Origin of the sequence: Sphingomonas sp. Leaf38 (assembly GCF_001421825.1) — a bacterium.
Taxonomy (GTDB): Bacteria; Pseudomonadota; Alphaproteobacteria; order Sphingomonadales; family Sphingomonadaceae; genus Sphingomonas.
The window spans coordinates 164,430-183,268 of record NZ_LMLD01000010.1; the positions used below are offsets into that span (position 1 = coordinate 164,430).

The following is an 18,839-nucleotide window of genomic DNA, read 5'->3' on the forward strand; positions in this document are numbered from 1 at the left end:
ATTATCGGCGAATGGAGTATTTATCGGGCGAGTGGGACCGCGCCGTTGTCGGCAGGGGTCGTTGCCGCCGCCGCAGCGCCGGCGTTTTCTGCGCCACCGGCGAACGGTGCGGCATCACCCTTGGGCTGAGCGGTCGGGACGGCCGTCGCGGCCGCCGGGGTCCGCGCAAGCGAGGTGTCGATCGTCGTGGTCCGGTGATTCGCGGCGAGAACCGCGAGCAGGATCGAGAACAGCACGAACATCGTCCCCAGAACGCCCGTCGCGCGAGTCAGGAAATCTGCCGCGCCGCGGGCCGACATCAGACCCGACGGACTGCCGCCCATACCCAGACCGCCGCCTTCCGACCGCTGCATGAGAATCACCGTGACGAGGGCGGCCGCGATGATCGCGTGGATGACAAGCAGAAAGGCGAACATTGCGCGGAAGACCCCGGAACTTTTGCGAAGGCGGGCACATAGGCGACCGCGCGGCTTCGATCAACCGGAACGGTGGCACGGCATATCGCACGCTGCATGCAAAACTACGGAAACAAGCCGTGCGGGCGGGCGTTGTGACCCCGTAATGACGCTCATGACTGGGTATCGTGCATATAAATTCAGATGGCGGATCAACGCTGTGGCATCAATGGCAGCCAATACCTTATCGACCTGGATGACCGCTCTGGTGGATTATGTCCGTTCGGGTGAACCCGATCTGACCAATCGCCAGATGGCGCTGCTTCTACTCGTATACCTCAAACCGGGCCCGCATACGGTACGCGGCCTGGCCCGTGCGCTGAACGTATCGAAACCGGTGGTCACGCGCGCCTTGAACAGATTGGGTGCGCTCGGCTATCTGCGCCGGCAACGCGATGACAGCGACAAGCGCAACATCTTCGTCGCGCGCACGACCGAAGGGGCAGATTTTCTTGAAGAGTTCGGGCAATTCATCGGCGACGGCCCCGCCCCCGCCGGCGCAAACGGCCACACCGCCGCTCACGCTTGAGCCGTTCGACGACAAGGCCCGTACCAGCTTCGCGCTGACGGGTCGCTCGGTGGATCTCGACCCGCGTACGCATGCCGTACGCCGCGATATCGCTGACATTCGTCTCGCCGAATACGTATTCGCTCCACACTACGCCGTGCCGATGATACGGCCCGTCGCACGCACAGCTTTATTGCGTAGCGGACGAAACGAAACGAGCGATACGATGGTCGACCTCAATCCTGGCGACAGTTTCGAAGTGCTGGAGATTGCTGGCGTTTCCGCCTGGGGCGTCGCACGCCCAAGCGGCCTTGTCGGCTATGTCGAGGCTGCAGCGCTCGATCTGGCGCCGGAAGCCTCCACATGACGAGCGTCTTCATCGATGGCGCGGTCGGCACCACCGGTCTCGAAATCCGCGAACGGCTCGCCGGGCGCGATGACATTTCGATCGCGCTGCTCGCCGAAGACCGGCGCAAGGACCCCGCCGCTCGGCGTGAGGCGCTGAACGATGCCGACTTCGTCATCCTTTGCCTGCCCGACGACGCCGCGCGCGAAGCGGTCGCGCTGATCGACAATTCCCGCACCCGCGTGATCGACGCGTCCAGCGCGCACCGTGTTGCGGCAGGCTGGACCTATGGCTTTCCCGAACTGCCGGGCCAGGCTGAGACGATCGCGACCGCGATGCGCGTCGCAAACCCGGGCTGCTATCCGACCGGCTTCCTCGCGCTTATCGCGCCGCTCGTTGCGGCCAAGCTCCTTCCCGCCGACCTGCTGCTCAGTGTCAATGCGACGTCGGGCTATTCCGGCGGCGGCAAGGCGATGATCGCCGAGTTCGAAGCGGGCGGGACGGCCACGGCGTTCCGCGCCTACGCGCTGGGCCTCGCGCACAAGCATATTGCCGAAATGACTCAGCATGCCGGCCTCGTTCACGCGCCGATCTTCGCGCCGGCGGTGGCCAACGCCTATCGCGGCATGGTCGTTGAGGTGCCGCTGCATCTCCACGCGCTACCCGGCCGCCCAAGTCTGGCGGCGATCGAGGATGTCTTGCGCGCCGCGTTCGAGGGTTCGACGCTCGTGACGGTCGCGGCTGGCGATATCGGCGCGATCGATATCGAGGAGAATGCCGGCACCGACCGCCTGACGCTACGCGTTTGCGGCAACGATGCCGTCGGCCATGCACGGTTGGTCGCCACGCTCGACAATCTGGGCAAGGGCGCCGGCGGCGCGGCGGTCCAGAACCTCAACATCATGGCCGGGGTCGATCCCGTGGCCGGCCTCGTTTTCTAAGACCGGCGTCCCAACCGGCGAGTTCCAGGAGCTTTCATGCACCGTAATCCCGTAGCCAAGCTGCTCCTGTTCGGCGCGACCGGCGATCTCGCGCAGCGCATGCTGCTGCCCTCGCTCTATGGCCTGCACGCCGACGGTTTGCTGCCCCATGAACTGACGATAACGGGCGCGGCGCGTCACGACTATGACGACACGCAGTATCGGGCGTTCGCCAAGAAAGCGCTCGACGAGTTCCTGTCGGACGATCGCAAGGACGAGGCCGCGATCGGATCGTTCCTCGACCGGATCCATTACCAGCCGACCGACCTATCCGATCCGGCCAGCTTCCAGCCGCTCGCGGACAAGATCGGCGACATCTCGGGTGGTCTGGCCATCTATCTGTCGACCGCGCCGTCGCTGTTCGAATCGGCGATCGAGGGGCTGCACAAGGTCGGCCTCGCCGGTGAAACCGTCCGGGTCGGCCTCGAAAAGCCGCTCGGCTATGATCTGGAGACCAGCCGCGAGATCAACGATGCGGTGGCAAAGGCTTTCCCCGAGGAGCGGACCTACCGGATCGATCATTATCTTGGCAAGGAAACCGTCCAGAACATCCTCGCGCTGCGGTTCGGCAACTCGTTTTTCGAGCCCGTCTGGAATGCGCAGGGGATCGACAACGTCCAGATCACGATCTCCGAAACGGTGGGGCTCGAAGAACGCGCCGGCTATTACGAGACCGCGGGTGCGCTGCGCGACATGGTCGCCAATCACATGCTCCAGCTGCTCGCGCTGATCGCGATGGAGCCGCCTGCGCGGTTCGAAGGCACCGATGTCCGTGATGAAAAGTCGAAGGTTTTCCGCTCGTTGCGGATGATCAAGCCCGAGGAAGCGCCGCACGTCACGGTCACCGGCCAATATGCCGACGGCGCGGTGAAGGGGAAGATCGTCAAGAGCTACTCCGACGAACTCGGCAAGCCGTCGAACACCGAGACGTTCGTCGCGATCAAGGCGCATGTCGACAATTGGCGCTGGCAGGGCGTGCCCTTCTACCTGCGCACCGGTAAGCGTATGGCGACGCGCCGCAGCGAGATCGCGATCCAGTTCAAGGCGGTGCCGCACTCGATGTTCGCCGGCCGTGGCGGGCTGTTGCAGCCCAACATGCTGATCATCCGCCTGCAGCCGGAGGAATATATCCAGCTGCTGGTGATGGCGAAGGAGCCGGGGCTCGATCGCGAGGGCGTCCGCCTGCGCGAGGTGCCGCTGAACCTGAGCATGGATGCCGAGTTCGCCGGCTCGCGGCGCCGGATCGCCTATGAGCGGCTGCTACTCGACCTGATCGAGGGCGACCAGACGCTGTTCGTGCGCCGCGACGAGGTCGAGGCGCAATGGACCTGGATCGATGCGATCCGCGAGGGGTGGAAGGCGAACGCGATGAAGCCCAAAAGCTATGCATCGGGCAGCTGGGGTCCGTCGGCCGCGATCGCGCTGACCGAGCGCGACGGCGTGACCTGGCAGGACGACTGAGTTTCAGGGGGAATACTCCCCCGCGTCCGTTCGTCCTGAGCGAAGTCGAAGGGCCGCCCGTTTGGTGGCAATGTCCTTCGACTTCGCTCAGGACGAACGGAAAAAGTTTTCAAGGAAAGATCAAATGACCGAGATCGAATGGTGGGACTACGAGGACGCGGACGAACTCGCCAGCGCCGTTGCGGGTGACATCCAGTTCGTCATCGAGAGCGCGCTCGACGCGCGCGGCTCGGCGGTGATCGCGCTGGCCGGCGGCAAGACGCCGATGGCGGCGTATGAAAAGCTCGCCCAGGCCAAGCTCGACTGGAAGAAGGTCACGATCATCCCCGGCGACGAGCGTATCGTGAAGCTCGGCGACCCGCTGTCGAACGTCACCGCGCTGGCGAAGATCTTCCTGCCCAAGGGTGCGCGCGTGAAGCCGATCGTCCCCGAGGCGATGTCGGATTACAAGGCGGCGGGCCGTTCGGCGGATGCGCTGATGCAGGATCTGCACTGGCCGCTCGATTTCTGCCTGCTCGGCATGGGCAACGACGGCCATACCGCGTCGATCTTCCCCGGCCCCGATTATGACGAGGCGCTGAGCGGTCCCAAGGAACGCCGCGCACTCGGCGTGATGCCCGATCCGCTGCCGCCGGAGGCAGGGCTGGCGCGCGTCACGCTCTCGGCAGCGGCGATCGCTTCGTCGAAGGCGCTGATGATCATGATCACCGGCGACGAAAAGAAGAAGGTGCTGGAACAGGCGATCGAACAGGGGCCGTCCTCGCGCTATCCGATCGGCCGCGTACTCGCCGAAGTCGAGCTGCCCGTCGACGTCCACTGGGCCGCTTGAGATGCTGAACGCCGTCGTCGCCGCAGTCACCGACCGGATCATCGACCGCTCGCGCGACAGCCGCGCCGCCTATCTCGCGCTGATCGAGCGCGAGGCGGCGGCGCAGGTCCGGCGTCCGGGTCTAGGCTGCGCGAACCTCGCGCACGCCTATGCCGGGACAGAGGAGGACCGCGACGCGATGAAGGCCGATGCCGGCATGAACATCGGCATCGTGACGGCGTATAACGACATGCTGTCGGCGCACGCCGTCTACTATCGCTACCCCGAGCTGATGAAGGTCTGGGCGCGCGAGGCGGGTGCCACCGCGCAGGTCGCGGGCGGCGTGCCGGCGATGTGCGACGGCGTGACGCAGGGCTATCCGGGCATGGAGCTGTCGCTGTTCAGCCGCGACACGATCGCGCTGAGCACTGCGATCGCGCTGAGCCACGGCACGTTCGAAGGCGCGGCTCTGCTCGGCATCTGCGACAAGATCGTCCCCGGGCTGCTCATGGGCGCGCTGCGCTTCGGGCATCTGCCGATGGTGCTGATCCCCGGCGGCCCGATGCCGACCGGCCTGCCCAACAAGGCGAAGGCCGCGGTGCGCGAGAAGTTCGCCGAGGGACTCGTCGGCCGCGAAGAACTGCTCGAGGCCGAGATCGGCGCCTATCATTCGAAGGGCACCTGCACCTTCTACGGCACCGCCAACACCAATCAGATGATGATGGAGGTCATGGGCCTCCACATGCCCGGCGCGGCGTTCGTCAATCCGGGCACGAAGCTGCGTCAGGAACTGACGCGCGCCGCGGTCCACCGGCTCGCGAAGATCGGTGCGCGCGGCGACGACTACCGGCCGCTTGGCCACTGCGTCGACGAGAAGGCGATTGTGAACGCGGCGGTCGGCCTGCTCGCGACCGGCGGGTCGACCAACCACCTGCTCCACGTCCCCGCGATCGCGCGTGCGGCGGGCATCATCATCGACTGGGAGGATTTCGACCGCCTCTCCTGCGCGGTGCCGCTGATCGCGCGCGTCTATCCCAACGGTTCGGCCGACGTGAACGCGTTCGAGGCGGCGGGCGGCATGCCCTATGTGATCCGCGAGCTGCTGAGCGAGGGCCTGCTGCACGGCGACATCATGACGATCGGCGGACAGGATCTGTCGGCCTATGCGAAGACCGCGGTCGTCGAGGACGGTACGCTCGGCTGGCGCGATACGCCCGACAGCGGTGACGAGACGATCCTGCGCCCCGCCACCGCGCCCTTCTCCCCCGATGGGGGCATGCGCATCCTCGCGGGTAATATCGGCCGTGCGTGCATCAAGGTGTCCGCGGTCGAGCGCGAGCGCTGGATCGTCGAGGCACCGGCGATGGTGTTCGACGACCAGCTCGACGTGATCGAGGCGTTCAAGCGCGGCGAACTCGAGAAGGACGTCGTTGTCGTCGTCCGCTTCCAGGGGCCGCGCGCGAACGGCATGCCCGAGCTGCACAAACTGACCCCGCCGCTTGGCGTGTTGCAGAATCGCGGGTTCAAAGTGGCGCTCGTCACCGATGGCCGCATGTCGGGCGCGAGCGGCAAGGTGCCGTGCGCGATCCATTGCTCGCCCGAGGCGCTCCTCGACGGCGCGATCGGCCTGATCCGCGACGGCGACATGATCCGCGTCGATGCGGTCAACGGCACGCTGGAGGCGCTGGTCGACGCGGACGTCTGGGCGACGCGCGAGATGGTCGCGACGCCGCCACCGGTCAGCGGCATGGGCCGTGAACTGTTCGGCATGTTCCGTGGCCTCGCCGACGAAGCCGAAAAGGGCGCATCGGCGATGCTGGCAGGCGCCGGGCTCTAGAGTTCCCGCTAAAGCCCCGCGATTTTAGCACCAACGCCGTCATCCCAGCGAACGCTGGGATCTCCCGCCACGGGGACGGATCATGCGGGACGAGATCCCAGCGTTCGCTGGGATGACGGGACTTGGGGCGACGGGGATGAGACAAGACATGGACGGAGAGACGAGATGGAAATCGTAGCGGCAGATATCGGCGGGACGCACGCGCGATTCGCGATCGCCGAGGTCGAGAATGGCCGCGTCGTCGCGCTTGGCGAGCCGGCGACGATGAAGACCGCTGACCACGCGTCGCTGCAGACCGCCTACCAGGCGTTCGAGGCGGGCCTGGGCCGCCCCCTCCCCCGCGCCTTGGCGATCGCCGTCGCATCACCGGTGGCGAACGACGTCATCCGCCTCACCAACAACCCGTGGATCATCCGCAAGTCGTTGATCACCGAGCGGCTGAAGGCGGACCAGTGGGTCGTCGTCAACGATTTCGGCGCGGTCGGCCATGCGGTCGCGCAGGTGCCCAGCAACGACTTCATCCACCTCTGCGGCCCCGACACGCCGTTGCCGTCCGAGGGCATCACGACGATCTGCGGACCCGGCACCGGGCTCGGCGTCGCACAGCTTCTGCGGCACAAGACTGGCTATCAGGTGCTCGAGACCGAGGGCGGGCATATGGACTTCGCCCCGCTCGACGGGATCGAGGACGCATTGCTCAAGCGCCTGCGGAAAACGTTCACGCGCGTCTCGGCCGAGCGGGTCGTCGCGGGGCCGGGCATCGTCGCGATCTACGAAACGCTTGCCGCGCTGGAGGGCCGTGCGGTCCCCAGCCATGACGACAAGACGATCTGGACCGAGGCGATCGACGGCACCGATTCGATCGCGCTGGCAGCGCTCGACCGCTTCTGCCTCGCGCTCGGCGCGGTGGCGGGCGATCTCGCGCTTGCGCAGGGTGCAAAGGCCGTCGTGATCGCAGGCGGCCTGGGCTTCCGGATCAAGGATCGCCTGATCCGCTCGGGCTTCGACCAGCGCTTCGTCGCCAAGGGCCGCTTCCAAGGCATGATGGCAGCGATGCCGGTCAAGCTCATCACCCATCCCCAGCCCGGCCTGTTCGGCGCCGCGGCGGCCTTCGCACAGGAACACACGCAATGACCGTCACTATCGCAGATATCATGCAGACCAGCGCCGTCATCCCGGTGCTGGTGATCGAGGACGCAGCGCTTGCGCGGCCGCTCGCCGAGGCGCTCGTCGCGGGTGGCCTGCGCGTGCTCGAAGTGACGCTGCGCACGGGTGCCGCGCTCGAAGCGATCGCCGAGATGAAGAAGGTGCCGGGCGCGATCGTCGGCGCCGGTACCGTCGTCAACACGCAGCAGTTCGCACAGGTCCGCGATGCGGGCGCCGAGTTCATCGTCTCGCCGGGCCTCACCGAACGGCTCGCGACGCCGATCATCGAGAGCGGCATTCCGTTCCTGCCGGGCATCGCCAACGCCGCCGACATTATGACCGGGCTCGACCTGGGGCTCACGCACTTCAAGTTCTTCCCCGCCGAGGCCAATGGCGGGTTGAAGGCTTTGAAGGCGCTCGCCGCGCCGTTCTACCAGTGCAGCTTCTGCCCGACCGGGGGAATCACCGAAGCAAGCGCACCCGAGTGGCTCGCGTTCAAGCCTGTGCTCTGCGTTGGTGGTAGCTGGGTAACCGGCGGCACGATGACGGAGATCGAAATAAAGGCCCGCGCGGCCAACGCGTTGCGGGCGTAACTCCTCCCCGGCGCGGGGAGGGGGACCGCGACGCGCAGCGGCGGGGTGGAGGGGGAGCGCCCAAAGCGTAGCGCCTGCCTTAGTCGCCTCTGCTGGTACACGCGCGGTGAGCCCCCCTCCACCATCCTGCGGATGGTCCCCCTCCCCGTTCCGGGGAGGATTACATCTCGCCGCGGGCTTTGCGGATGGCGTACCATTTCTTCACGTTGGCGTTGTGTTCGGCCAGCGTGTTCGCGAAGACGTGGCCGCCGGTGCCGTCCGCCACGAAGTACAGTGCCTGGGTCTGCGCCGGGTCGAGCACCGCGTCGATCGATGCGCGGCCGGGATTGGCGATCGGGCCGACCGGCAGGCCGGCTTCGGCATAGGTGTTATAGCCGTTCTTGGCGTGCAGTTCCGATCGCAGGATGCGGCGCCCAAGCGGACGCCCCTTGGTGATCGGGTAGATCACTGTGGGGTCGGCCTGGAGCGGCATGCCGTTACGAAGGCGATTGCCGTAGACCGCAGCGACGGTGCGGCGCTCGGACGGCTTGCCGGTTTCCTTCTCGACGATCGAGGCGAGGATGATCGCCTGTTCGGGAGTCGTCACCGCGATGCCCGGCTTGCGTGCGGCCCATGCCTTGGCGAGATAGGCCTTCATCGCCGACTGCATGCGCGTGACGACCGACGCGCGCGTGTCACCCGCCTGGAACGCATAGCTGTCGGGAAGGATCGAACCTTCAGCCGGAACGGGCACGTCGCCGGTGAGGCCGTCCGCCTTTATCAGCGCGTCGTGGACGAGAACCGAGGGATAACCCTCGGGAACCGCCACCAGCCGCTGGACGACCTTGCCGCCCTGCATCAGCTTGAGGATGTCGGACTGGCTGGTGTGCGGCGCAATGCGGTATTCGCCGGCCTTGATCGGATCGCCCGAGCCGAACACGCGCGCGTACATCCGGAAGCGCCGGGCCGAGGGTATCGCGCCGGCCTTTTCGAGTTCGGTGGCAGCACCGGCGAGCGTGCTGCCTTCGCCGATCTGCACCGTCAGCGTGCGAGGGGCCGGTCCGGCGCCGCCCCAGCCTTGGACGACCAGGAACAGCGCTACTACCGCCGCTAGGCCGACGATCAATCCGAAACAGCCGACCTTGCGCATTGGTACTCCTTGGATCCCCGCGAAGGCGGGGACCCAGTCTGGGCCCCCGCCTTGAGCCCCATCGAAGTATTACTTCGATGGGCGGCCCTTCGCGGGGGTACAAGCCTTACTGAACCTTCGTCATCACCAACGAGGCATTGGTACCGCCGAAGCCGAACGAGTTGTTCAGCACCGCGCGGACTTCACGCTTCTTGGCGACGTGCGGAACGAGGTCGACACCCACACAGCTGTCGCTCGGATTGTCGAGATTCAGCGTCGGCGGGACGATCTGGTCGCGCAGCGCGAGGATGCAGAAGATGCTCTCGACCGCACCGGCGCCGCCGAGCAGATGCCCGATCGCCGACTTGGTCGACGACATCGACAGGCCCGCGATCGCGTCGCCGAACAGACGACGCACCGCGCCGAGCTCGAGCTCGTCACCCAGAGGCGTCGAGGTGCCGTGCGCGTTGATGTAATCAATGTCCTCGAGCTTCAGACCCGACTTCTTGATCGCCATCTGCATCGATCGGAACGCGCCATCGCCTTCCGGGTGCGGCGCGGTGACGTGATACGCGTCGCCCGACAGACCATAGCCGATCACCTCGGCATACATCTTCGCACCGCGTGCCTTGGCGTGTTCATATTCCTCGAGCACCAGCACGCCGGCGCCCTCGCCCATCACGAAGCCGTCGCGGTCCTTGTCGTACGGACGCGAGGCCTTTTCGGGCGAATCGTTGAAGTTGGTCGACAGCGCGCGTGCCTGCGCGAACCCGGCGATGCCGAGCGGGCAGACGGTGCCCTCTGCGCCGCCCGCGAGCATCACGTCGGCGTCGTCCATCGCGATCATCCGCGCGGCGTCGCCGATCGCATGCGCGCCGGTCGAGCAGGCGGTGACGACCGCATGATTCGGACCGCGCAGACCGTATTTGATCGAGACCTGACCAGAAATCAGGTTGATCAGTCGACCGTGCACGAAGTGCGGCGACACGCGGCGCGGGCCCTTGGTGTGCAGAACGATCGATTCGCTCTCGATACCCGGCAGGCCGCCGATGCCAGAGCCGATCGAGACGCCGGCACGCCAGCTCTCTTCCAGCGTCATTTCGGTCAGCCCGGCGTCTTCCAGGGCCTGCCCTGCGGCGTCGATGCCATAGATGATGAACGGATCGACCTGGCGCTGGACCTTGTGATCGACGCGCTTGCCGGGATCGAAGCCATACTCATGGTCGGCCGGCTTCACCTCGCAGGCGATGCGGCACACCTGATCCGACGCGTCGAAGCGCGTGATCGGGCCCGCGCCCGACTTGCCGGCGAGGATATTCGCCCAGGCCGTTTCAACATCCGCCCCCAGGGGGGTGACCAGGCCTAGCCCGGTTACGACGACACGCCGCATGGCTTCAAACTCCGTCTGCTCGCAAAACGAAACGGCTCCCCGCCCTCTTTGCCCAAGGACGGGGAGCCGTTCAAATCATACCCATCGGGGCAGGTCCAATGTAATGGACCTTAGACCCTGATCAGGCCTTGTGCTCGTCGATGTACGTGATCGCATCCTTGACGGTCGCGATCTTCTCGGCGGCGTCATCGGGGATTTCGACACCGAATTCTTCCTCGAACGCCATGACGAGTTCGACGATGTCGAGGCTGTCTGCGCCCAGGTCGTCGATGAAGCTCGCGTCCTCGGTCACCTTGTCGGCTTCGACGCCGAGATGCTCGACGACGATTTTCTTCACGCGGTCAGCGGTCTCGCTCATGGTAGTTCCCTCTTCAAATCTGGGGGTTTTCGGTATTTCCTGAACGCACCTAGAACGCGGCAGTTCAGCGCGCAAGTTCAGATCATCGCCATCCCGCCGTTCACGTGCACGGTTTGTCCCGTGACGTAGCCGGCTTCGCGGCTTGCGAGATACACGACGGCGGCGCCGATGTCTGCGCCTTCGCCGAGGCGACCGGCCGGAATCTTGGTCGTCAGCGCGGTCTTCTGCGCCGCGGGCAACGCGTCGGTCATCGGCGAGGTGATGAAACCGGGCGCGACGCAATTGACGGTGATGCCGCGGCTGGCGAGTTCCTGCGCCATCGATTTCGACATGCCGATCAGCCCCGCCTTCGACGCCGCATAGTTCGCCTGCCCCGGATTGCCCGTGACGCCGACGATGGAGGTGACCGAGATCATGCGGCCGAAGCGCGCCTTCATCATCGGCTTGGCGGCGGCGCGCATGAGGCGGAACGCGGCTTCGAGGTTGACGCGGATGACGCTGTCCCACTCCTCGTCCTTCATCCGCATCGCGAGATTGTCGCGCGTGACGCCGGCATTGTTGACGAGGATATCGATTTTCCCGAGCGCCTCGACCGCCTGCGGCACGAGCGCATCGACCGCGGCGCCATCGGACAGGTTGCACGGCAGCGCCACATGATCGCCACCGAGGCCGGCGCGAAACGCCTCCAGCTTGTCGGCGTTGGACCCGGATACGGCCAACCGCGCGCCTTGGGCTGCGAGCGCCTTGGCGATCTCGGACCCGATCCCGCCCGAAGCGCCGGTAACCAGCGCGGTCATACCTGTGAGGTCGAACATTTTTATCTCCAGATTCAAGAAATTTGTTCGCGCAGAGGCGCGGAGGACGCAGAGGGGCGGTAGTTGTTGACGAGACGGCGAACGCCCTCTTTCAGGGTGTCGCCCCCAAAGTTGATGAGCAAGCCGACGGGCTGTTTGGTCAATCTGAGATAGGTCAGCAGTTGCTTCGCGTGGACGGGCAGAAGGCGCTCGACCGATTTGATTTCGACGACCAATCGGTCGTCAACCAGCAGATCGAGCCGGAAAGCCGCCTCAAAGCGCAAGCCTTCGAACTCGATATCGATCGCCCGTTGCCGCGCAACGCTGTAGCCCATCGCCAACAACCGACCGGCGAGAACGGCTTCGTAGACGCTTTCGAGAAGCCCCGGCCCCGGATCCCGGTGCAGGCGCAGAGCGACATCGAGAACGTCGCCACTGACCGCATCGATATCTTTCATAAGTTCTGCGTCCTCTGCGCCTCTGCGCGAAATCTAAAGCACCTTAACCAACGCCTCGATGTCGTCCATCGTGATGACGCTGAGCGTCTCGGCGTCGGGCGCGATGCGCTTGACCATCGGGCCGAGCACCTTGCCACCGAATTCGACGAACTGCCCGACACCCGCCGCGTGCATCGCCAGCACCGATTCGCGCCAGCGGACCATGCCCGTCACCTGCTGCACCAGCAGGTGCCGGATCGCGCCCGGCTCTGCGACCGCCACCGCGTCGACATTGGCAAACACCGGCACCAGCGGCGCGCGCAGGTCTGCCTCGAGCAAAGCCGCCTCCATCGCGTCGGCGGCGGGCTGCATCAGTGGGCAGTGGAACGGCGCGGAGACGGGGAGCAGGACGGCACGCTTGGCGCCCAGGTCCTTGGCGAGCGTGATCGCCTTCTCGATGGCGAGGCGGTGGCCTGAGATGACCACCTGCGACGGATCATTGTCGTTGGCGACCGTGCACACCAGCTCGGGTCCGCCCTCGGCGAGGATCGAATCGACCGCGGCGCCCGCGATCAGCTGCGCCTTTTCCAGATCCGCGCCGAGCAACGCCGCCATCGCCCCCTCGCCGACCGGCACCGCCGCCTGCATCGCCCGGCCGCGCAGCTTCAAAAGACGCGCGGTGGTGGAAAGGTCGAGCGCGCCCGCGGCACACAAGGCTGTATATTCGCCGAGGCTGTGCCCCGCGACATAGTCGGCCTTGTCGGCAAGGCGCAGACCGCCCTCCTTCTCGGCGACGCGCAACGTGGCGATCGCGTTCGCCATGATCGCGGGCTGCGCATTCTCGGTGAGGAGCAGGTCGTCCGCGGGCCCCTCGCTCATCATCCGGAACAGATGCTGGCCGAGCGCCTCGTCTACTTCGGCGAAGACCTCGCGGGCGACGCTGCTGGCGTCGGCAAGCGCCTTGCCCATGCCGACCGACTGGCTCCCCTGGCCGGGGAAGATGAACGCGCGCATGACCTCTCCTCTTTGAAGCGGGCGGACTAGAAAGGTGTGGGCCGAGTTGCAACCGCGCGAACCTGAACGAACCCGCCGGGTTTGCGACAAACTGCGACCATTTCGCCGCCCTTGCGACAAGCGCCTGCGACAACAGCCCCCCAGATTATGGAGGACGCCGCAGCAACGGCGCCGTGTTTCAACGGGAGACTACCATGAAGAAGTTCATCCTCAGCGCGCTCGCCGCCACCCTCGTCGCCAGCCCGCTGCTCGCCGCCGCCCCGGCCGAAGCGCAGACGCGCCGCGAAGTGACCACCGTGCGCCAGAACAGCAACGGCCGCACCGTCGTCACCAAGAAGACGGTTGTCCGCCCGAACCAGTATCGCAACTGGCGCACCGGCCAGCGCTTCGATCGTCGCCAGGCGCAGAACTACCGCGTCATCACGACCTACCGTAACTATCGCCTCGCCGCTCCGCCGCGTGGCAGCCAGTGGGTCCGCTCGGGCAATGATGCAATTCTGATCAACGGCCGCGGCAACGTGGTTCAGGTACGTGGTGGCGCGTTCCGGTAAGGTCTGGGTTCCGTTACTGCGTCATCCTGACGAACGTCAGGACCCAGATTAACCACGCGCTGCCCTGCCTGCCCCTGGGTCCTGACGTTCGTCAGGATGACGGGAGTGGTTGGGAAGACGGACCGACACCTTGCCTTTCCCCGTCAATCGGGTAAGGGCCATGGCAACCGGGGTGAGAGATTCGCGTCTCTCGCCCCTGTTTGCATTCTAGACGACAGCCGGAGGGGTGCACGCATGGGGCGTGTATCAGCGATCGGCCAAGACGAAGGACAAGACATGGCTCTTTACGAGCACGTGTTCCTTGCGCGCCAGGATCTGGCACAAGCGCAGGTGGACGCTCTGGCGGAAATCGCCACCAAGATCGTGAACGACAACGAAGGTCGGGTCGTAAAGACCGAGAACTGGGGCTTGCGTTCGCTGGCGTACAAGATCGCCAAGAACCGCAAGGCGCACTATGTGATGCTCGAGATCGATGCCCCGGGCAGCGTGATCGCAGAGCTGGAGCGCCAGACGCAGATCAACGAAGACATCATCCGTTACATGACGGTCAAGGTCGACACCCTCGAAGAGGGCCCGACCGTGATGATGCGCAAGTCGGACCGCGACCGTGAGCGTCGTGGCGACCGCGAAGGTGGCCGTGAAGGCCGTCCTGACCGCGGCGATCGTCCGGACCGTGGTCCCCGTCGTGACCGCGAAGAGGGAGCTGAATAATCATGGCACGTCCATTCTTCCGCCGCCGCAAGAGCTGCCCGTTCTCCGCCAAAGACGCTCCCCGGATTGACTATAAGGACGTCCGGTTGCTGCAGGGCTTCGTGTCCGAGCGTGGCAAGATCGTCCCGTCGCGTATCACTTCGGTGGCCGCAAAGAAGCAGCGCGAACTGGCCCAGGCCATCAAGCGTGCGCGTCATCTGGGCCTGCTGCCCTACATCGTTAAGTAAGGAGCGCCCACATGGACGTCATTCTGCTTGAGCGCGTCGAAAAGCTCGGCGCCATCGGCGACGTGGTGAAGGTAAAGGACGGCTACGCCCGTAACTTCCTTCTCCCGAACAAGAAGGCGCTTCGTTCGAACGAAGCCAACCGCAAGGTGTTCGAATCGAACCGTGCGCGGATCGAGTCGGACAACGCATCGCGTCGCAGCGATGCCGAGACCGAAGCGAAGACCTTCAACGACACGACCATCACCCTGATCCGTCAGGCGTCGAACACCGGTCAGCTCTACGGTTCAGTCGCGGTTCGCGATCTGGTCGATGCGCTGGTGGCCGATGGTCACAAGGTGGCCAAGTCGGCGATCGTGCTCGACAAGCCGATCAAGGCGATCGGCGTGTACACCGTCAAGGTTGCACTCCACCCCGAGGTTTCGGTGGCCGTCAAGGTCAACGTCGCCCGCTCGCCGGAAGAGGCCGAGATGCAGGCTTCGGGCGTCGACGTGATGTCGTCGATGTTCGAGCGTGACGAGGCTGGCTTCGTCGAGGATTACGATCCGAACGCAGAGCCCGGCGCCACCGCCGAAGCTCCGCGCGACCAGGAGGACGAGGCGCAGGGCTAACCCCCTCGCCTTATCCGGCCGCTACGAAAAGGCCCGCCCGGAGCGATCCGGGCGGGCCTTTTTCTTTGCGTAGTCGAGATGCGGATCAGGGGCAGGTCACGCAGGCGCCGATGACGGCTGCGAAGGGAATGAGCGCGCAGAAAATGGGGACGAGGTGCTTCATGGCCGGGTCACTCTAAGGGGTGTTGCCGGGATAATGCGCGGCCTCGCGAAAGGTTTCCGGGAGGTGAACGCATTTTGTACCGATCGGTTTTTGCGTGACCAGCTACGATCGCTACCACCACCCCGGCGAAGGCCGGGGCCCAATTGGAATGGCAGATGTAACGGCGTCCTGCGCTCAGTTAGCACCGTCCCCCAATTGGGCCCCGGCCTTCGCCGGGGTGGTTTCTATAACGGTATCAGCTTTCGACAGTCTCCGGCTTCTCGATCAGCGCAGGCCCCTCGCCTAGCGCCAGCGCATCGACCGAGGACACGTCTTCCAGATCGCGTGCGCCCGTCTCGATGTTGAGGTCGCGGAACTTGCGGCCGGTGACCATCAGGCGGCCGTTGAACGAGTTGGTGAAGCCGTTGAAGTTCTTCACCGCGCTGTTGAGGCCGACGCCGACCTTGCGCAGATCGTCGGCTACCTTCGCAAGGCGGTCGTGCATCTCCTTGCCGAGTTCGCCGATCTTGCGCGCTTCGTTGGCGAGCTTCTCCTGCCGCCATACCGCCGCGACCGTGCGCGCGATCGCGATCAGGTTGGTCGGCGTCGCCAGCAACACGCGCTTTTCGAAGGCGAAATCCCACAGCGTCGGGTCATGCTCGAGCGCCGCCGAGAGGAAATGCTCGCCGGGGACGAACATGATCACATAGTCCGGCGTGTCGGCGAACTGGCTCCAATAAGCCTTGTTGCCGAGGCCGTTGACGTGCGCGCGCATCGACGCCGCGTGCGCCGCAAGACCGATCAGCCGCTCGGCATCGTCGACCGCGCCGAACGCGTCCTGATAGGCGTTGAGCGACACCTTCGCGTCGATGACCAGTGCGCGGCCACCGGGGACGCGGATGATCGCGTCCGGGCGCAATCTGGCGCCGTCATCGCCCACTGCGACGCTGACCTCGGTCTGGAAGTCGGTGTGTTCGCTGAGGCCGCAGGTTTCGAGGACGTTCTTGAGCTGCTGCTCGCCCCAGCGGCCGCGCGACTTGGGGGCGTTGCGCAAGGAATTGACGAGCTTGGCCGCCTCGGTCGACACCTTTTCCTGGCCGAGCCGCATCTGTTCGATCTGGCCCTTCAGGTCGCCAAACGCGTCGCGGCGCTCGGCCTCGACCTTGGCGACGCCCTCTTCATAGCGTTGCAGGCGATCGCTGACCGGCTGGAGCATCGACTTGAGGTTCAGCCCGGCGGATTCCTCGGACTGGCGGAAGCGCGCGTCAGCGCGGTCGAGGAAGGTCTTCTGCGCATCGCTCAGCAGCTTGTTGGCGACGTCGCCGAACTGCGCAGCCATGACGTCCTTCGCCTCGCGCAGTTCGAGCAGGCGTGCCTCGAACGCCTCACCCTGCGCCTTGAGCGTCGCGATCTCGGTGCGCGCGGCGTCGCGGTCGGTGCGGATCGTCGCAAGGTCGAGGCGCAGGCGGTCGGTGTCGGTGGCGCGCTCGGCGTTCTGCGCGCGCAGCGTGGCGAGATCCTGCATCGCGGCGTTGCGCTCGCGCTCGACCGCGTCGCGCGCGGTGCGGATCAGGTCGGCGTCGGCGACCTTGGTCTGCGCGACGGCGAGGTCGCTGGCGAGGGCCGTGGCGCGGCGGGACGCCAGGAGCCAGCCTAGGAGGACGCCCGCGGCGAGCGCGAGGACGGCGATGATGGCGAACTCAGCCATTTTGCGCGGCCGAAACCAGAGTGAAGTTCACAAAGTGCAGACGCAGGTGCAGCATGTTTCGAGGGGACGATGCGCGCGTCAGCGAGCGGGTTTGGGATGCGGATAGAGACGTCATGCGCGGAACATACGTCGAACGCGCGGGGTAGGACAGCCTGAATATTCTGCTCTCGCGCGGGCGGTAGGCTGGGTCGCACGCGGTGGCGTTTGTGGTCCTGAGCTCCCGCCTTCGCGGGAGAACTAGAGGGGAGCGGTGCCTACCACAATATATGGGTACCACCCCGGCGGAGGCCGGGGCCCAATTGGAGAGGTCGTGGTAACGGAAGACTGCGCTCTGTCAGCACCGTCCCCCACTTGGGCCCCGGCCTTCGCCGGGGTGGTAGGGTGTTGGGTGGGCGGACGCGCCCATAAGACGCTTACACCCGCGGGCTTATACCCACGCGGTCACTCCCGCGCGCGCAAACCCGCCCCTCACCCCAGCTTGCGCGCCTTCGCCAGCTTCTTCAGCACCATGTCGCGCTTGAGGCGGCTGATGTGGTCGATGAACAGCACGCCGTCGAGATGGTCGATCTCGTGCTGCATGCAGGTCGAGAGCAGCCCGTCGAGCTCTTCCTCGAACGCCGCGCCGGTCTCGTCGAGCCACTTCACGACGCAGCGCGACGGGCGGGCAACCTCGGCATATTGCTCGGGGATCGAGAGGCAGCCTTCATTGTACGTCGACATCTCGTCGCTGACCGACAGGATCTCGGCGTTGATATACGCCTTCGGTGCCTTGATCGGCTTGTCCTCCTCGTCCTTCTCTTCCTGAAGGTCGATGACGAGGACACGCTTCTGCACGCCGACCTGAGTCGCTGCCAGGCCGATGCCGTTGAAGTCGTACATCGTCTCGATCATGTCGGCGACGAGCGTGCGGATGGAGTCGTCGACCGTGTCCACCGGATCGGCGACGAGGCGCAGGCGGGGATCGGGGACTTCGAGAACGGTCATTACGGTCATGATGCGCAGCTAAGTACAGCGCGGGGGGCCGTCAAGCACTTGGCGCAAGCCACGGGAATCAGGCCATCGGCCGGCGCGCGCGCAACGCCTGCGCGAGCGTGCCCTCGTCGAGATAATCGAGCTCGCCGCCGACGGGCAGCCCGTGCGCCAGTTGCGTGACGCGGACCGGGAAGCGTTCGATCCGCTCGGCGATGTAGTGCGCGGTCGTCTGCCCCTCGAGCGTGGCGTTCATCGCGAGCACGACCTCGTCGATCCCGCCCGCCTCGATCCGGCGGACGAGGCCGTCGATGCTGAGGTCCTCGGGGCGGATGCCCTCGAGCGCGGACAGCCGACCGCCCAGCACGTGGAAGCGGCCGGGGAACAGCCGCGAGCGATCGAGCGCCCAGAGATCGGCGACCTCCTCGACCACGCACAAAGACCGCTGGTCGCGGCGCGGGTCGGCGCAGATCGCGCAGGGGTTGGTGGTATCGACGTTGCCGCAGGTGGTGCAGTTCTCCAGCCGCTCGTCGACCGCGGTCAGCGCCTCGCGCAACGGGCCCAGCGCGGCGTCGCGCTTCTTGAGCAGATGCAGCACGGCGCGACGTGCGGACCGGGGGCCGAGGCCGGGGAGCCGGGCCAGCGCCTGCGTCAGCGCCTCGATCTCGGGGGATGCCATCGGGAACAG

The 18,839-nt window shown here is 65.8% G+C and carries 22 protein-coding genes; 12 read left to right on the top strand and 10 right to left on the bottom strand.

What is annotated here, in order from left to right; translation table 11 throughout:
• Positions 1-20: 20 nt before the first annotated feature.
• A complete protein-coding gene (gene secG / locus ASE88_RS06335; RefSeq protein WP_056476742.1) occupies positions 21-416 on the bottom strand; it encodes a preprotein translocase subunit SecG in 396 nt (131 codons plus the stop codon).
• 235 nt (positions 417-651) lie between these two features.
• On the opposite strand from secG, the gene ASE88_RS06340 reads away from it, so the two are divergent.
• The 8 genes from ASE88_RS06340 (at position 652) to eda (ending at position 8,134) form a co-directional block, all read left to right on the top strand.
• Positions 652-984, top strand: a complete 333-nt coding sequence (locus tag ASE88_RS06340) for a MarR family transcriptional regulator (RefSeq protein WP_055880475.1) — start codon at positions 652-654, stop codon at positions 982-984.
• A gap of 49 nt (positions 985-1,033) precedes the next feature.
• Positions 1,034-1,330, top strand: a complete 297-nt coding sequence (locus ASE88_RS06345) for a hypothetical protein (protein WP_056476743.1) — start codon at positions 1,034-1,036, stop codon at positions 1,328-1,330.
• On the top strand, positions 1,327-2,250 hold the full coding sequence (gene argC / locus ASE88_RS06350) for an N-acetyl-gamma-glutamyl-phosphate reductase (RefSeq protein WP_056476746.1): 924 nt from the start codon (positions 1,327-1,329) through the stop codon (positions 2,248-2,250). Before ASE88_RS06345 ends, argC begins: the two co-directional genes overlap by 4 nt.
• Before the next feature lie 36 nt (positions 2,251-2,286).
• Complete coding sequence (gene zwf / locus ASE88_RS06355) at positions 2,287-3,750, top strand: glucose-6-phosphate dehydrogenase (RefSeq protein ID WP_055879464.1); 1,464 nt, start codon at positions 2,287-2,289, stop codon at positions 3,748-3,750.
• A gap of 124 nt (positions 3,751-3,874) precedes the next feature.
• Positions 3,875-4,579, top strand: a complete 705-nt coding sequence (pgl, locus tag ASE88_RS06360; protein ID WP_056476753.1) for a 6-phosphogluconolactonase — start codon at positions 3,875-3,877, stop codon at positions 4,577-4,579.
• A 1-nt stretch (position 4,580) separates the two neighbouring features.
• Positions 4,581-6,395 (top strand): phosphogluconate dehydratase, encoded by a 1,815-nt coding sequence (edd, locus tag ASE88_RS06365; protein ID WP_056476760.1) that lies wholly within the window; start codon positions 4,581-4,583, stop codon positions 6,393-6,395.
• 165 nt (positions 6,396-6,560) lie between these two features.
• Positions 6,561-7,529, top strand: coding sequence for a glucokinase (gene glk / locus ASE88_RS06370; protein WP_056476762.1), 969 nt, complete (start codon positions 6,561-6,563; stop codon positions 7,527-7,529).
• The gene (gene eda, locus ASE88_RS06375; RefSeq protein ID WP_056476765.1) at positions 7,526-8,134 is read left to right on the top strand and encodes a bifunctional 4-hydroxy-2-oxoglutarate aldolase/2-dehydro-3-deoxy-phosphogluconate aldolase; all 609 of its coding nucleotides are present in this window, start codon (positions 7,526-7,528) and stop codon (positions 8,132-8,134) included. Before glk ends, eda begins: the two co-directional genes overlap by 4 nt.
• A gap of 160 nt (positions 8,135-8,294) precedes the next feature.
• Here the strand turns inward: eda and mltG are convergent, their stop codons facing one another.
• The 6 genes from mltG to fabD form a co-directional block, all read right to left on the bottom strand.
• The gene (gene mltG / locus ASE88_RS06380) at positions 8,295-9,263 is read right to left on the bottom strand and encodes an endolytic transglycosylase MltG (RefSeq protein ID WP_056476768.1); all 969 of its coding nucleotides are present in this window, start codon (positions 9,261-9,263) and stop codon (positions 8,295-8,297) included.
• Positions 9,264-9,369: 106 nt separating this feature from the next.
• Positions 9,370-10,632, bottom strand: coding sequence for a beta-ketoacyl-ACP synthase II (fabF, locus tag ASE88_RS06385; RefSeq protein ID WP_055879441.1), 1,263 nt, complete (start codon positions 10,630-10,632; stop codon positions 9,370-9,372).
• Between the two features lie 121 nt (positions 10,633-10,753).
• Positions 10,754-10,990, bottom strand: coding sequence for an acyl carrier protein (locus ASE88_RS06390; protein WP_031393971.1), 237 nt, complete (start codon positions 10,988-10,990; stop codon positions 10,754-10,756).
• Positions 10,991-11,067: 77 nt separating this feature from the next.
• Positions 11,068-11,805 carry a 3-oxoacyl-[acyl-carrier-protein] reductase gene (gene fabG, locus ASE88_RS06395; protein WP_056476773.1) on the bottom strand — a complete coding sequence of 246 codons (738 nt, stop codon included), beginning with the start codon at positions 11,803-11,805 and terminating at the stop codon, positions 11,068-11,070.
• A 14-nt stretch (positions 11,806-11,819) separates the two neighbouring features.
• On the bottom strand, positions 11,820-12,242 hold the full coding sequence (locus ASE88_RS06400; RefSeq protein ID WP_056476775.1) for a GxxExxY protein: 423 nt from the start codon (positions 12,240-12,242) through the stop codon (positions 11,820-11,822).
• A gap of 33 nt (positions 12,243-12,275) precedes the next feature.
• Positions 12,276-13,235 (bottom strand): ACP S-malonyltransferase, encoded by a 960-nt coding sequence (gene fabD, locus ASE88_RS06405; RefSeq protein ID WP_056476777.1) that lies wholly within the window; start codon positions 13,233-13,235, stop codon positions 12,276-12,278.
• 194 nt (positions 13,236-13,429) lie between these two features.
• On the opposite strand from fabD, the gene ASE88_RS06410 reads away from it, so the two are divergent.
• From ASE88_RS06410 to rplI, 4 genes are all read left to right on the top strand, one after another.
• Positions 13,430-13,786 carry an RcnB family protein gene (locus ASE88_RS06410; protein ID WP_056476779.1) on the top strand — a complete coding sequence of 119 codons (357 nt, stop codon included), beginning with the start codon at positions 13,430-13,432 and terminating at the stop codon, positions 13,784-13,786.
• Positions 13,787-14,062: 276 nt separating this feature from the next.
• Positions 14,063-14,497 carry a 30S ribosomal protein S6 gene (rpsF, locus tag ASE88_RS06415; RefSeq protein WP_055879421.1) on the top strand — a complete coding sequence of 145 codons (435 nt, stop codon included), beginning with the start codon at positions 14,063-14,065 and terminating at the stop codon, positions 14,495-14,497.
• Positions 14,498-14,499: 2 nt separating this feature from the next.
• Positions 14,500-14,724, top strand: coding sequence for a 30S ribosomal protein S18 (gene rpsR / locus ASE88_RS06420; RefSeq protein ID WP_031393978.1), 225 nt, complete (start codon positions 14,500-14,502; stop codon positions 14,722-14,724).
• An 11-nt stretch (positions 14,725-14,735) separates the two neighbouring features.
• On the top strand, positions 14,736-15,332 hold the full coding sequence (rplI, locus tag ASE88_RS06425) for a 50S ribosomal protein L9 (RefSeq protein WP_055879418.1): 597 nt from the start codon (positions 14,736-14,738) through the stop codon (positions 15,330-15,332).
• Positions 15,333-15,730: 398 nt separating this feature from the next.
• Here rplI and rmuC read toward each other — a convergent pair whose 3' ends face one another.
• The 3 genes from rmuC to recR form a co-directional block, all read right to left on the bottom strand.
• Positions 15,731-17,182: a DNA recombination protein RmuC gene (gene rmuC, locus ASE88_RS06430; protein WP_056476781.1), complete on the bottom strand. Its 1,452-nt coding sequence runs from the start codon at positions 17,180-17,182 to the stop codon at positions 15,731-15,733.
• 468 nt (positions 17,183-17,650) lie between these two features.
• Entirely contained in the window at positions 17,651-18,175 is a 525-nt protein-coding gene (gene def, locus ASE88_RS06435; RefSeq protein WP_056476796.1) for a peptide deformylase, read from the bottom strand.
• A 58-nt stretch (positions 18,176-18,233) separates the two neighbouring features.
• Positions 18,234-18,830, bottom strand: a complete 597-nt coding sequence (recR, locus tag ASE88_RS06440) for a recombination mediator RecR (protein WP_055879407.1) — start codon at positions 18,828-18,830, stop codon at positions 18,234-18,236.
• Positions 18,831-18,839 lie beyond the last annotated feature (9 nt).